The 14,739-nt window shown below is 62.0% G+C and carries 12 protein-coding genes; 5 read left to right on the forward strand and 7 right to left on the reverse strand.

From position 1 onward, the window contains the following. Positions 1-20: 20 nt before the first annotated feature. From BSF44_RS11180 to BSF44_RS11205, 6 genes are all read right to left on the reverse strand, one after another. Positions 21-2,276 (reverse strand): ATP-binding protein, encoded by a 2,256-nt coding sequence (locus BSF44_RS11180; protein WP_095943544.1) that lies wholly within the window; start codon positions 2,274-2,276, stop codon positions 21-23. Beyond that, the gene (locus tag BSF44_RS11185; RefSeq protein ID WP_095943545.1) at positions 2,273-3,055 is read right to left on the reverse strand and encodes an ABC transporter substrate-binding protein; all 783 of its coding nucleotides are present in this window, start codon (positions 3,053-3,055) and stop codon (positions 2,273-2,275) included. Before BSF44_RS11185 ends, BSF44_RS11180 begins: the two co-directional genes overlap by 4 nt. A gap of 5 nt (positions 3,056-3,060) precedes the next feature. Beyond that, entirely contained in the window at positions 3,061-3,777 is a 717-nt protein-coding gene (locus BSF44_RS11190; RefSeq protein ID WP_095943546.1) for a response regulator, read from the reverse strand. 93 nt (positions 3,778-3,870) lie between these two features. Next, positions 3,871-4,518: a TetR family transcriptional regulator C-terminal domain-containing protein gene (locus tag BSF44_RS11195; protein ID WP_095943547.1), complete on the reverse strand. Its 648-nt coding sequence runs from the start codon at positions 4,516-4,518 to the stop codon at positions 3,871-3,873. A gap of 245 nt (positions 4,519-4,763) precedes the next feature. Beyond that, complete coding sequence (locus BSF44_RS11200) at positions 4,764-5,552, reverse strand: class II aldolase/adducin family protein (RefSeq protein WP_095943548.1); 789 nt, start codon at positions 5,550-5,552, stop codon at positions 4,764-4,766. Positions 5,553-5,627: 75 nt separating this feature from the next. Further along, positions 5,628-6,677, reverse strand: a complete 1,050-nt coding sequence (locus tag BSF44_RS11205) for an ABC transporter substrate-binding protein (protein WP_095943549.1) — start codon at positions 6,675-6,677, stop codon at positions 5,628-5,630. Positions 6,678-6,991: 314 nt separating this feature from the next. Between BSF44_RS11205 and BSF44_RS11210 the strand changes: the two genes are divergently transcribed. Then, on the forward strand, positions 6,992-8,947 hold the full coding sequence (locus BSF44_RS11210) for an FAD-dependent oxidoreductase (protein WP_095943550.1): 1,956 nt from the start codon (positions 6,992-6,994) through the stop codon (positions 8,945-8,947). A 176-nt stretch (positions 8,948-9,123) separates the two neighbouring features. After that, positions 9,124-9,720 carry a cupin domain-containing protein gene (locus BSF44_RS11215; RefSeq protein WP_095943551.1) on the forward strand — a complete coding sequence of 199 codons (597 nt, stop codon included), beginning with the start codon at positions 9,124-9,126 and terminating at the stop codon, positions 9,718-9,720. Here the strand turns inward: BSF44_RS11215 and BSF44_RS11220 are convergent. Continuing rightward, entirely contained in the window at positions 9,717-10,649 is a 933-nt protein-coding gene (locus tag BSF44_RS11220) for a helix-turn-helix domain-containing protein (RefSeq protein WP_095943552.1), read from the reverse strand. The genes BSF44_RS11215 and BSF44_RS11220 overlap by 4 nt on opposite strands. A 162-nt stretch (positions 10,650-10,811) precedes the next feature. Here BSF44_RS11220 and BSF44_RS11225 point away from each other — a divergent pair, with 162 nt between their 5' ends. From BSF44_RS11225 to BSF44_RS11235, 3 genes are all read left to right on the forward strand, one after another. Next, on the forward strand, positions 10,812-12,170 hold the full coding sequence (locus tag BSF44_RS11225; RefSeq protein ID WP_095943553.1) for a glutamine synthetase family protein: 1,359 nt from the start codon (positions 10,812-10,814) through the stop codon (positions 12,168-12,170). Positions 12,171-12,318: 148 nt separating this feature from the next. Beyond that, positions 12,319-13,407: a polyamine ABC transporter substrate-binding protein gene (locus BSF44_RS11230; protein ID WP_095943554.1), complete on the forward strand. Its 1,089-nt coding sequence runs from the start codon at positions 12,319-12,321 to the stop codon at positions 13,405-13,407. Beyond that, entirely contained in the window at positions 13,404-14,705 is a 1,302-nt protein-coding gene (locus BSF44_RS11235; RefSeq protein ID WP_095943555.1) for an FAD-binding oxidoreductase, read from the forward strand. The genes BSF44_RS11230 and BSF44_RS11235 overlap by 4 nt, the downstream gene beginning before the upstream one ends. The last annotated feature ends 34 nt before the right edge of the window (positions 14,706-14,739 follow it).

Consider the following 14,739-nt stretch of genomic DNA (forward strand, 5'->3'; position numbering starts at 1 on the left):
AGTCGTAACAAACTTGTACGTCAGCTCTGCAACAGGCCTTTCAGGCTGGTCAGTGCCTGCTGCATTTGTTCATCCAGCGCGAGGCTCATGTGGCGGATCGCCGATTCATCGCTGCCCAAGGCCAACGTCTCCAGCGCCCTGAGCATCGTGGCCAGTGAGCGAAACCCCAGCGAGTCGCAACTGCCGGCCAGACGGTGCGCCAGTTGCGCGACCTCGGTGCAGTCGTCGGCGGCAATGGCTTCATGCAGCGCATCGCGGTGCTGAAGAATCGAGTCACGCAGTACCGCCAGCAAACTCTGGACTTTTTGCTCGCCGAGCAGACTGCGATGAGTCTGCAACAGCGGCCAGTCCATTGCCTCATCGCTCGGCAGCGACTCGGCCACGGGCGCCTGCCCTTCCAGCACCTGGCGCAGGTTTTCCAGCTTCAAGGGCTTGGCCAGGACACCGTCCATGCCGGCCTCCAGATAACCGCGCACCAGCGCCGGCTGCACGCTGGCGGTCAGAGCGAAAATGCGAGTGCGGCGATTCGGCCCGTCGCTGTGGCGGATCTGCCGGCATAACTCGACGCCGCTGATACCCGGCAGGTGCACGTCCAGCAGCATCAGATCGAACACCCGCGCCGCGCAGTGTTGCAGTGCCTGATCCGCTTCTTCGGCGAGCCACACCCGGTGGCCGTCCCGTTGCAGCAAGCCCTTGGCCACTTCGCGGTTGAGTGCCACGTCTTCGACCACCAGGATGTTCAGTGCCGGCCCCGCCGCCCGCACAGGCGGGGCCTGAGCCACGCCGCTGGCCGGCTGCAGGGACAGCTCGAACCAGAAACAACTGCCGCGCCCCTCTTCACTGTCCACGCCGATACGGCCGCCCATCTGCTCCACCAGATGTTTGCAGATGGCCAACCCCAGCCCGGTGCCACCAAAACGTTGCGCAACTTCTTCGCTGGCCTGGGTGAAACGCTCGAAAATCTTCGCCTGCATCAAAGGGGCAATGCCGATGCCGTCGTCCGTGACACTGACCCGCAGCCGCTGCCCCGTCTGCTCGCCGGTTTCGCTGAGAAGTGCTACCTCGACGCTGACTTCGCCGCCTTCGGTGAACTTGATCGCGTTGGCCAGCAGGTTGCTCAGTACCTGACGCAGGAACTGCTCGGCGCCGTGGTGATGCTCGGCAATGCGCTGATCGATGCGGCAACTGAGGATCGTGTCGTTGTTCAGCGCTCGCGGTTCCAACAGCGTGAGTACCTCGTCGAGCAACTGGCGCAATGAGAAATCCACCGGTTCGGGATGGCTGACGCCCTCCTCCAGCTTGGCGAAATACAGCACTTCGTTGAGGATCGTCAGCAAGCCTTCGCCAGCCTTGTGCAAGGCATCCAGGCGTTTGCCGTCCTGGGCGTCCAGACGCGCGCCGCGCAGCAGCTCGGCCATGCCGAGAATGCCATTGAGGGGCGTGCGCAGTTCGTGGCTCATGGTCGCCAGGAACCGCGACTTGGCAAGGTTGGCCGCTTCCGCCTCGTCTTTGGCGCGCATCAGGCTGGCGGTGCGGCGCTCGACCATTTTCAGCAATTCGTCACGGTTGTCCTGCAAGGCCAGACGATCGGTTTCCCGGCGCTCGATGTCCCGCAGGATCGCCCGGCGCATATCGTCCAGCGCATGGGCCACGGTATCGATCTCGTCGCTGCCGCGACGCTTGTCCAGGTGCAGGGGTTCGTGCCACTCACCGGCGGCGATACGCCGGGCAAACTCGGCCATGACTTTCAGGTGCCGGGTCACCAGTCGATAAAACAAGCCCGACAACGCCACGGCCAGGCCGCAGAGAAACACCGCCATCCACAACAGACTGGTCAAACCGGTGGCGTAGAGACGCTGGTACACCGCCCCCAGATCCGTGCTCACTTCCAGCTCGCCAAGATTGCGCAAAGGGCCGGACGGCGGCTGATAGTCCAGGACAAAGCGCTCGATGCGCATCGGCCCCGTGGGGTGTGGATTGCCCTGAATCAGATCGAAATCGGCGCTGGTCAAGTGCACCCGGGCGACGTCGGAGAAGTCCACCAGCCCGCGCAACTGCACGTTCAATTGCTCCTGATTCAAATCCCAGAGGCTGCGTTCCAGGCTGGCCAGGTAGCCGGCGCGGATCAGCTCCATGCGCGAATCGATGTCGCGCATTTCCCGTCGATACTCGATGTACAGTTGCACGCTGCTGGCCAGCACGGTGAAGCACAGGCTGAACAACAGAATGAACAGCAACAGGCGCCGCAGCAGTCCACCGGGACGGGCGCGAATCATTGCGCATCCGCCGGCAGGTTGATCATGTCGCGGTAGGTCACTTCGCTTTCGTTGAGCCAGCGCTCGATGTCACCGGCATCGACCATCCGCTGCAACTGCGCATTGATCTCGGGCATGCGAGCGGCCAAGGGCGAGTGCCGCGACACGGCGACCCGCAGATAGTCCACGTTCAATGCCTTGGGCAAGGCAACGATGTCCTGGCCGCCTGGCAGGTTTTCCACGTACAGCTGGCCGGTGCGTCGCTCCTGGGTGATGAAATCGATACGCCCGCGAATCAGCTTGCCGAAGTTCTGGCGGCTGTCGGACACCCATTCGATATTGTTGTTGCGCGCAACCATGCGATCGAACTCCACCCCATAGCTCTCGCCGAACAACAGGCCGCCACGGTAACGGGCCAGGTCGTCCAGCTGTTCGAACCTCACCGGATGCCGGCGGTTGATGAACAGCGCCACTTCTTCGCGCAATACCGGCACCGTCGAGAACAGCATGCTTTGCTCCCGTTGCGCGGTGCTGTAGGCCAGCACCACATCGACCCGGCCTTCGGCGGCGTCCAGCAGACAGCGTTTCCAGTTACCCAGCACGACTATCTCGACCTCGTAACCCAACTGGCCAAACAGGTTCTTCACCACGCTCGGCGCCAGGCCGCGCACCTGCTTGCCATCACTCCATGAGACCGGCGGGTACACCGGGTAATCGCAATAGCGAACCTTGTCCGCCGCGACGGCATGGCCGGCCACCAGCATCACCAGCATCACCAGCAGGCAAAGCCATCGCGCCATCAGCTTCAGGCCGCCACGCTGGCGGTGAACAGGTAACCGGCGCCGTGAATGGTGATGATCAACTGGGGTTCGGCCGGATCGTCGTGCAACTTGCGGCGCAGGCGCCCGACCAGCACGTCGATGGAGCGGTCGTTGGGCACCCACTCGCGGTTGCGGATCTGGTCCATCAACTGATCGCGGCTGAGGGTGTGGCCGCTGTTACGCAGGAACACGCTGAGCAACTGGTACTCGCCGTGGGTCAGCAGGGTTTCGCTGCCCGAAGGATCGATCAGGCGACGGCGGTCGGTGTCCAGCGACCAGTCGGCGAATTGCTTGACCGGTTTGGCCGCAGCGACGACCGGCGCAGGCGTTTGCGCATGACGTACCCGGCGGATCAGGTTTTTCGCCCGGGACACCAGTTCCCTTGGGTTGAGGGGTTTGATCACGTAGTCATCGGCGCCGCATTCGAGGCCGACGATGCGGTCGATTTCGTCGTTGCGCCCGGTGATCAGGATGATCCCGACTTCCGAGCGCACCCGCAGCTCGCGGGTCAGGGTCAGGCCGTCCTTGCCCGGCAGGCGGATGTCGAGCATCACCAGGTCGACGCTCTGGCTGGCGAGGAAGGTTTCCGCCAGTTCCGCCGTGGCGGCGCAGTGGACGTCGTAGCCTTCCTGGGACAGGTAGGCGTGCAGCAGATCGCGAATCAGCGGATCGTCATCGACGATCAATACCCGAGGAGTCATCGCTTGGTGTCCGGCATAGGCCCTGAGGGCCCGTTTCTTATTGGAGTGTTTTCCTGCATCGGCGCCAGAGAGTATCCAGTACTGAACAACTGATCAACAGTCGCTCGTCCGCACGCAAAAACGCTGGCGTCCGCCGGCCTGTAACCCGTCGACCCAGGCCTCGCAAATCTGGATGCCCTGCTGCGGCGTGAAGGTACCCGAGTTCAGCCCGAACTCCAGCCACAAGCCGTCGAGCAAGGCACTGAGGCTGATAGCCGCGAGGTCGGCGTCGAAGTTTTCCCAACCCTCCTCCCGAGCCAGTTCCGCCAGCACCCTGCCGAGGATGCCGCGATACTCGCCATAGGAATGATCGTGGACCTGGTTAATGGCCTCGGCGGTTTTCACCGCGCCCCAGAACGCCAGCCAGGCATCGATCAGTTGCGGATCGAGCAGCTCGGCGGAAAACGACCCGCGGAAAAACGCCGACAAGCGCTCTCGGGCATTCGGCGCGGCTTGCTCCATGGCATCGCGCAGCAAGGTCATGACCCGTCCGGTGATCGCCATGTAGGCCTCGGCCACCAGTTCATCCTTACCGGAATAGTGATGACTGATCAGCCCCACCGAAACCCCGGCCTCGGCGGATATCTTGCGGATCGACGCGCCCTGGAAACCATGACGCTTGAGGCACACCAGCGTCGCCTCGATCAGGTTGGCTTTGCGCAACTCCGGTTCCATGCGGGAAAAACGGGCTTCCTGATTCATGGGCGACACGCTCCTTGGTTCAATCGTTCAGGCCTGTGCGGGTTAGCGGCGGGCTGAACGACTGTACAGCAAGAGCGGGCCATTTCTCCAGTCAGGTGTAAGCCTGAGAACCGCGGCGCCCCCATCGCGAGCAGGCTCGCTCCCACCTTTGATCCGGGTGACCACATATTTGGTGTACGACGCAAATCCCCTGTGGGAGCGAGCCTGCTCGCGATGGCGTTAGTCCATTCAACACAGGATCTGGATCAGTCGCGGTAACCCGGCGCCACTCGATCCAGCAACCGCAACAACGCCGCCCAGGCCAGTTGCATGGCATCCGGATCCGCGAGCTGGCCTTCTTCCAGTGGCCGACCGGGGTCGTTGAACTGCCGCTCGGTATGCGCGCAAACCTCCGCCGGCGGCAGCACCAACTCACCGGCAGCCATGGCCGCCAACTGAATTTCACAGGCCTTTTCCAGGTAATACATGCGCAGGAACGCCTGGCTCACCGTCTCGCCCACTGTCAACAAACCATGGTTGCGCAACATCAGTACCGACTTGTCACCCAGATCCGCCACCAGACGTTGCTGCTCGCTCAGGTCCAGCGCCACGCCCTCGTAGTCGTGGTAGGCAACCCGGCCATAGAATTCCATGGAAATCTGGTTCACCGGCAATAGTCCGCACTTCAACGCCGCCACCGCGCAACCGGATTTGGTGTGGGTATGCAGCACGCATTGCGCATCTTCACGGGCGCCATGGATGGCGCTGTGGATCACGAAGCCGGCCGGGTTGACCGGGTACGGCGAAGGCTCCACGGCATGGCCATTGAGGTCAATCCTGACCAGATTGGACGCGGTGATTTCATCGAACATCAGCCCGTAAGGGTTGATCAGAAAGTGATGCTCCGGCCCCGGAATGCGCATCGAGATGTGGGTGAAGATCAGATCGGTCATGCGAAAGTGCGCAATCAAGCGATAACAGGCTGCCAGTTCCTCACGCAGGCGCTGTTCGGTGGCGCTGCGTTCAGCAGTCGGTGCCATCTGAATATTGTTCATTATTGGAGTTCTCTACACTGATCGGCTGGGGCAGACAGTAATGCTGGACGCTTCCCTGCGTCCAGCCGCAGGCGGTTATTTACTGGCCCATGCATTGAAGCGTTCTTCGAGCTCCTCACCATGATCGACCCAGAAACCCACGTTCATCGACAGTGCACCCTTGAGGTTCTGTGGCGCAGTGGGCACCCATTGCGCCAGTTTGTCGTCCAGCCGCGCGGCGGCCTGGGTGTTGGTCGGGCCGTAGGGAATTTGCTGCACGTAGTTGACCTGGGCGTCCGGCTGGTTGGCGAAGGCAATAAAGCGCTTGGCCTGATCCACATGTCTGGACCCTTTGATGATCGCCCAGTAGTCCATGCCGTACAGGCTGCCGGGCCACACCAGAGCGAGGTGGCTGCCTTTCTGCGCGGCATCGGCGATGCGCCCGCTGTAGGTCGAGGTCATCACCACATCGCCGGCGGTCAGCCATTGCGGCGGCTGTGCGCCCGCCTCCCACCACTGGATGTAAGGCTTGAGTTCAGTGAGTTTGGCGAATGCCCGGTCCACGCCCTGCGGGGTGCCGAGCACCTTGTAGACGTCTTCGGTTTTCACCCCGTCGGCCAGCAAGGCGAATTCCAGGTTGTACACCGCGCGTTTGCGCAGCCCACGCTTGCCGGGGGTTTTCTTCACGTCCCAAAAATCTGCCCACGAGGTCGGGGCCTGGGCCAGTTTGTCAGTGTCGTAGGCAATGGCCACGCTCCACACCAGCGCAGCGGAACCGCATTCCTGCGCCGCTTCGGGAATCAACTGGTCGGCGTGGCCCAGGCGAGTCCAGTCCAGGCGCTCATACATGCCTTCCTCGCAGCCGCGCATCAGGTCCGGGCCTTCGATCTGCACCACGTCCCAGTCGACGTTGCCGGTGTCGACCATCACTTTGATCTTGGCCATCTCGCCGTTGTATTCGCTCTGGATCACCTTGCTTTGATCCACGGCGGCGAAGGGTTGAAAGAACGCCACGTCCTGGGCTTTTTGTCCGGCTCCGCCGTAACCGACCACTACCATGTCCGATGCTGCCTGAGCACTGCCCAGGCCCATGGCCACGGACAACACCAAGGGATAAAAACCGTGCTTGAGCATGTGCGATTTCATCAATGGTTCCTCTTGCAGGTGCCACGGGACCCAAGGCCCGCGCAGCCCTTTTTTATTGTTGTGAGGTTCGGCCCGGGAGCGGGCTCGAGATGAAACTACTCCACGCCACAGTAAAAAAACAAGTTGATTTTTTACTTAAGGTAAACTTCTATAGACCAATAATAACAACCGAAACCTGATGCCTCTGTAGGAGCGAGCCTGCTCGCGAGGGACCTGAGAACGCCGCGGGGTATCAGATACCCAGCGTTATCGTTGACGACCATCGCGAGCAGGCTCGCTCCTACAAAGAGCAGCCTGCCTGGAGTAATCGCACCATGCCGACACCCGCCTTCGCGCACCTGTTCGAACCCCTGGAGATCCGTGGCAAGCGCCTGAAGAACCGCATCATGTCCAGCGGACACGACACCTCGATGCCCACCGACAACCTGGTCAATGAACAATTGATCGCCTATCACCGGGCGCGTGCCGAAGGCGGTGCGGGGCTGATCGTGCTGCAGGTGGCTGGCGTGCATGACAGTGCGCGCTACACCTCCCACGTGCTGATGGCCACCGACGATGCATGCATCGAGGGCTACCGCAAACTGGCGCGAACCTGCCATGCCCACGGCACTGTGGTGTTGTCCCAGGTGTTCCATCCGGGGCGGGAGATCATGGAGTCCAGCGATGGCCTGCTGGCGGTGGCCTACTCTGCATCGTCGGTGCCCAACGAACGGTTCCGGGTGATGCCCCGCGCGCTGGACCAGGCGATGATCGACGAGATCGTCGCCGGTTATGCCGCTGCCGCCCGGCGCCTGCACCAGGCAGGCATCGATGGCGTCGAGGTCGTGGCCAGCCACGGTTACCTGCCGGCGCAATTCATCAATCCGCGGGTCAACCGGCGTACCGATGGCTACAACGGCGAACTGGAGCAGCGTTTGCGTTTTCTGCGCGAGGTCATAGCCGCTGTGCGCGAGGCGACCGACGAGCAGTTCATCGTCGGCCTGCGCATCTCCGCCGACGAGCGCGACCCTGAGGGCCTGACCGAGGACGAATCCCTGGCCGCCGTGCAGTCACTGCAAGCGCAGCTTGATTACGTGCATATCGTCGCCGGCACCTCGGCTTCCCTTGGTGGCGCGGTGCATATCGTGCCGCCCATGGCGATCGAAGCGGCGTACCTGGCCAGGGAAGCCGGAACCTTCAAGGCCAGTCTGGACATTCCGCTGTTCGTCACCGGGCGCATCAACCAGCCCCAGGAAGCCGAGCTGATTCTGGCTCGCGGCCAGGCCGATGTGTGCGGCATGACCCGGGCGCTGATCTGCGATCCGCAAATGCCCAACAAGACCGACACCGGCCGCGTCGAAGACGTGCGGGCTTGCATTGCCTGCAATCAGGCCTGCATCGGCCACTTCCACAAGGGCTTGCCGATTTCCTGCATCCAGCACCCGGAAACCGGGCGCGAACTGGTCTTCGGCGAACGCCGACAAGCGCCACAGCGCAAACGCATCATGATCGCCGGCGGTGGACCGGCCGGGATGAAAGCCGCCACCGTCGCGGCCCAGCGCGGCCATGAGGTGACGCTGTACGAAGCCAATTCGCAACTGGGCGGTCAGGTATTGCTCGCGCAACTGCTGCCACGGCGCAGCGAGTTCGGCGGAGCGAGTACCAACCTGCAGCGAGAAATGGAACTGGCCGGCGTGCGCGTGGTGCGCAATACCCGAGTCGACCGGGCACTGGTGGAGCAGGAAAAACCGCACGTGGTGATCGTCGCTACCGGAGCCGAGCCCTACTGGCCGCCCTTCGAGCGCGGCGGTGAATTGCAGGTGGTGGACGCCTGGCAAGTGCTGCGCGATGAAGTACGGATCGGCCGCTCAGTGGTGGTGGTCGACTGGCGTTGCGACTGGATCGGCCCCGGTATCGCCGAACGGCTGGTGCGCGCCGGGCACCAGGTGCAACTGGCGGTCAACGGCACCCATTGCGGGGAAAACCTGCCGCTGTACGTGCGCGATCAACTGGCCGGCGAGCTGCATAAGCTGGGTGTGCCGATCACCCCTTACGCGAGGCTGTATGGCTGCGATGACAACACGGTGTACCTGCAACACACCGCCAGTGGCGAACCGATGTTGATGGAAAACATCGATACGCTGGTGCTGTGCCAGGGGCATCAACCGGTGGATACCCTGGGCGCTGAGTTGCAAGGGCTGGTGGAGTTTCGCCGAATCGGCGACTGCCTGGCACCGCGTACCGCCGAAGAAGCGATTTATGAAGGCCTGAAAGTCGCGTGGGAGCTTTAAGGCTGTTTATACTCCGGGGCTTTAACGGCTAACACCGCCCCTGTAGGAGTGAGCCTGCTCGCGATGAACCCGAGAACACCGCTGGGTGTCAGGCTTCCAGCGTTATCGTTAACGACCATCGCGAGCAGGCTCGCTCCTACAGGGGGATGTGGCCCCTTCCCGGTTCGGAATTTTCCATGAGCAACAACAGCAAGACCCAGCCCGTATCAGGCAGCGCCGAACCGCATTTTCTCGGCACGCGCATTCGCGGCCTGCGCAAGCGCCGGGGCATGACCCTGGCGGAACTGGCGCAACAGAGCGAACTCACCGCCGGCTACATCAGCCAGCTGGAACGCAACCTCGCCTACCCGTCGATTCCGGCGCTGTTCAACATTGCCCGCAGCCTCGGCGTTACCATCCAGTGGTTCTTCGCCAGTGAAGCAGTCACCGCGCCAGAGGATGACGGCGTCGTGGTGCGCAAGAACAGCCGCCTGAACGTGCACTACGAAGACGGCATCGTCGACCAGTTGCTGACACCGCAGGCCAACCGTCAACTGGAAATGCTCCACTCGCGTTTCCCGCCCGGCACCTACAGCCAGCAAAGCTACAGCCACGACGGTGAAGAAGCCGGTTACTTGCTCTCGGGGCGTTTCGAGTTGTGGGTCGGCGAGCGCCATTTCCAGCTCAATGAAGGCGACAGCTTCAGCTTTTCCAGCCAGGAACCGCACCGCTACGGCAACCCCGGCGATGTCGATGCAGTGGTGATCTGGGTGATTACGCCGCCGACGTTCTAACGTCGGCTGCGACTGTTTGCCTGAGTGGTACTCGCACGCTTGAGGGTGTCGCTCGGCAGCTCGTTGAACAACGCGCGGTAGCTGCTGGAAAACCGCCCCAGATGCCAGAACGACCAATGCATCGCCACTTCGGCCACGGTGGTTTGCATCGGCGTGCGGCTGAGCAATTCGCGGCGGGCGCTGTTGAGGCGGCGCAGGCGCAACCATTGGGTCGGCGACATGCCGGTGTAGGTTTTGAACGCATGCTGCAACTGGCGCAGTGAAACCCCCGCGACCTGGGACAACTCCAGCAGGTTGAGGTGTTCTTCCGGGGTGTCCGCCGCCCATTCCCCTACCCGCTTCATGATCGACCGCTCCCCGGCACGGCGCTGCAACGCGCCCTGGTCGAGGCCGACACAAGCGTTGTCGAGGATGAACAGGCAATCTTCCAGCAGTTGCTGGGTCAGCGCTTCGCGACTTGGTGGATCGAAGGTCTGCGACAGCCGCGTCAAGGTCCCGCTGAGCCAACGGCAAAACAGCGCGTTCTGCCGGGAGTTGAGCGGTGCCATGAACAGCCCTTCGAGCCTGGCGATGTCGAGGCTGTGGCGCTTTACAAACTCCGGCCCGAACACCACGGCGATTTCCTGGTAGTTCTCCGGGGTGATCCAGATGTTGCGGCTTTCGCCATTCAACACGTACAGCGCGTTGTCGCCGCGATCGAAACAGAACGACAACGAGCCCTGGGGCGCGCTGAAATTCTGCTCGACCCGGGTGTTCATCGACTCTTCGTAAATTTCCACGCCCTGCAGATCCAGATAACGCACCAGGCCTGCGAAGTGCCCAGGCGACATCTGCTGGTATTGCTGCACCCAACCCGGCGTGGCGCGGATTTGCTCGGCGACATCGGCGGTGTTGAACGCTTGGACCTGAAGGGAAGTGGAACCTGTCATGGGGCGACCTTGCGCACTCTTTTGGTGCGCTTTGTGCTGCTTAAAGTGGATAGATGGAACCGCAAGGCTCGCACAAGATAGTCGTCAACGCGCTACAGGGGAAGTGTCCGGCGGATGAAACCGGTCTCTCCTGGCGTTAATAAAACCAATAACGAGGTCTTTATGAATGTCCCTTTCGATCAGCTGCTCACTTGGCTGAAAGATCACAAGATTACCGAAGTCGAGTGCGTCGTCAGCGATCTGACCGGCATTGCACGCGGCAAAATCGCACCCACCAACAAGTTCCTGCATGAGCGAGGCATGCGCCTGCCGGAAAGTGTGTTGTTGCAAACGGTAACCGGGGACTTTGTCGACGACGACATCTACTACGACCTGCTCGACCCGGCCGATATCGACATGGTCTGCAAGCCCGACGCCGACGCCGTCTACGTGGTGCCATGGGCCATCGAGCCGACCGCCATCGTGATCCATGACACCTTCGACAAGTTCGGCAACCCGATCGAACTGTCGCCGCGCAACGTGCTGAAGAAAGTCCTGCAGTTGTATACCGACAAGGGCTGGCGGCCGATTGTCGCGCCGGAAATGGAATTCTACCTGACCCAGCGCTGCGAAGACCCGGACTTGCCGCTCAAGGCGCCGATGGGCCGTTCTGGCCGCGCCGAAAGCGGTCGCCAGTCGTTCTCCATCGACGCGGCGAACGAATTCGACCCGCTGTTCGAAGACGTCTATGACTGGTGCGAACTGCAAGGTCTGGACCTCGACACGCTGATCCACGAGGACGGCCCGGCGCAGATGGAAATCAACTTCCGTCACGGCAACGCCCTGGACCTGGCCGACCAGATCACCGTGTTCAAGCGCACCATGCGTGAAGCGGCGCTCAAGCACAACGTGGCGGCAACCTTCATGGCCAAGCCGGTCGGCGACGAGCCGGGCAGCGCCATGCACCTTCACCAGAGCGTGGTGGACATTGCCACGGGCCAGCCGATCTTTGCCGATGCCGATGGCAACATGAGCGAGCTGTTCCTGCATCACATCGGTGGTTTGCAGAAGTACATCCCGAAAGTGCTGCCGATGTTCGCGCCTAACGTCAACTCGTTCCGCCGCTTCCTGCCGGACACCTCGGCACCGGTGAACGTCGAATGGGGCGAAGAGAACCGCACCGTCGGCCTGCGCGTGCCGACTTCCAGCCCCGATGCAATGCGCGTGGAAAACCGCTTGCCGGGTGCCGACGCCAACCCGTACCTGGCCATCGCCGCCAGCCTGCTGTGTGGTTACCTGGGCATGGTCGAGCGCATCGAGCCGAGCGCCGCGGTAGAGGGCCGCGCCTATGAGCGTCGCAACCTGCGCCTGCCGATTACCATCGAAGACGCCCTGACCCAGATGGAAGAATGCGACACCGTCAGCCGCTACCTGGGCAGCAAGTTCGTGCGCGGCTATGTCGCGGTCAAACGCGCCGAGCACGAGAACTTCAAACGGGTGATCAGCTCCTGGGAGCGTGAGTTCCTGATGCTCAGCGTCTGAGATTTGCGCTGTCCTTAAGACCTTCGCGAGCAGGCTCGCTCCCACAGGGGAACGCATTCCAAATGTGGGAGCGAGCCTGCTCGCGATGACGGCCGACAGAACACCAAAGAATCACCTGAACAATCCAATAATTCCAAGAGGTATCGATATGCGTCTTTTGAAATCCGTGGTCCCGGCCGCGCTGGCGATTCTGTTCAGTGCCGTTGCCCAGGCCCAGCCCCAGGTCAGCGTCTACAACTGGACCGACTACATCGGCGAAACCACCCTCGCCGACTTCCAGGCCAAGACCGGGATCAAGGTGATCTACGACGTATTCGATTCCAACGAAACCCTGGAAGGCAAACTGCTCGCCGGTCGTACCGGGTATGACGTGGTGGTGCCGTCCAACCACTTCCTCGCCCGCCAGGTGAAGGCCGGCGCGTTCCTCAAGCTCGATCGCGAGCAACTGCCGAACTTCAAGAACCTCGACCCGAAACTGCTGGCTTTGCTTGAGAAAAACGATCCGGGCAACGCACACTCTGTGCCGTACCTGTGGGGCACCAACGGCATCGGCTATAACGTCGACAAGGTCAAGGCGGTGCTGGGCATCGACAAGATCGATTCCTGGGCCGTGCTGTTCGAACCGGAAAACATCAAGAAGCTCAGTGCCTGCGGCGTGTCGATGATGGACTCGGCGGACGAAGTGTTCCCGGCGATGCTCAACTACATGGGCATGGACCCGCGCAGCGAAAACCCCGAGGACTTCAAAAAGGCCGAAGCCAGGCTGCTGCAGATCCGTCCCTACATCACCTACTTCCACTCCTCCAAGTACGTCTCGGACCTGGCCAACGGCGACATCTGCGTGGCGTTCGGTTACTCGGGCGACGTGTTCCAGGCCGCCAACCGCGCCAAGGAAGCCAAGAACGGCGTGAACATCGCCTACGCCATTCCCAAGGAAGGCGCCAATCTGTGGTTCGACTTGTTGGCCATCCCCGCCGACGCCGGCAATCCGAAGCAAGCCCACGCCTTCATCAACTACCTGTTGGACCCGCAAGTGATTGCCAAGGTCAGTGAGTCGGTCGGCTACGCCAACCCGAACCCGGCCGCCAAGCAGTACATGGACCCTGAGCTGGTCAGCAACCCCGAGGTTTATCCGCCCCAGGAAGTCCTCGACAAACTCTACATCTCCACCACGCCGCCGCAGTCGATCATGCGCCTGATGACCCGCTCGTGGAGCAAAGTGAAGTCCAACAAATGAATCAGTACACCAAGGAACACACCCACTCCTGGTACGCGGCATCCGCCAAGGGCATGAGGCAGCGTCCCGCGCTGGCCTCGGACCTTACGGCCGACGTCTGCGTGGTCGGCGCGGGTTTCACCGGCATCAACACCGCCATCGAACTGGCCCAGCGCGGGCTCTCGGTGATCTTGCTGGAAGCCCGGCGAATTGGCTGGGGCGCCAGCGGGCGCAACGGTGGCCAGTTGATTCGAGGCATCGGCCATGACGTCAGTGGTTTCGCCAGGCACATCGGCGCCGATGGCGTGCAATACCTGGAGCATGCCGGGACCGAGTCGGTGCAAGTCGTGGCCAATCGCGTCCGCGAGCACGGTATCGATTGCGATCTGAGCTGGGGCTTTTGCGAGCTGGCCAATACCCCGGCCCAGTTCAAGGCGCTCAAGGCCGAGCAGACGGAACTGATTGAATCCGGCTACGCCTTTGAAACCCGATTGGTGGCACCGGAGCAAATTCGTGAACAGGTGGTGAATTCCGGTGTGTATGCCGGTGGCCTGGTGGACATGGGCTCGGGGCATTTGCATCCGCTGAACCTGGTCCTTGGCGAAGCGCAAGTTGCCGAGTCCCTTGGGGTGCATATTTTCGAGCAGAGCCCGGTGCTGGAGTTGATCCATGGCAGCACGGTGCAGGTCCGTTGCGCCGGTGGCACGGTGCGCGCAGACACCTTGGTGCTGGCCTGCAACGCGCACCTCGAAGAACTGGAACCGAAACTCAGCGGCAAGGTGCTCCCGGCGGGCAGCTACATCATCGCCACCGAGCCGTTGTCGCAAGATGCCGCGGCAAAACTGATCCCGCACAACGTCGCGCTGTGCGACCAGAAAGTCGGCCTGGATTACTACCGGCTCTCGGCTGACCGGCGTTTGCTGTTCGGCGGTGCCTGCCATTACTCCGGGCGCGATCCTTCGGACATCAGCGCCTACATGCGCCCGCAGATGCTCAAGGTATTCCCGCAACTGGCCGATGTGCGCATCGACTATCAGTGGGGTGGCAAGATCGGCATCTCGGCCAACCGCTTCCCCCAGGTCGGGCGCCTGAGCCAGCACCCGAACGTGTTCTACGCCCAGGGTTACTCCGGCCATGGACTGAACGTGACCCACTGGTGCGCGAAGTTGTTGGGCGAAGCGATCCATGTCGGCCATAGCAAAGGCTTCGACGTGTTCAGCGCCGTGCCGCACATGACCTTCCCCGGCGGACGCGCTCTGCGTTCACCCTTGCTGGCCCTTGGCATGTTCTGGTATCGGATGCGGGAAGTGCTGGGTTGACCACCGGGCGCCTGAGGCGAGTTGTCCCTCGCTT

It is taken from the genome of Pseudomonas sp. ACN8, from assembly GCF_002303925.1.
Classification (GTDB): Bacteria; Pseudomonadota; Gammaproteobacteria; order Pseudomonadales; family Pseudomonadaceae; genus Aquipseudomonas.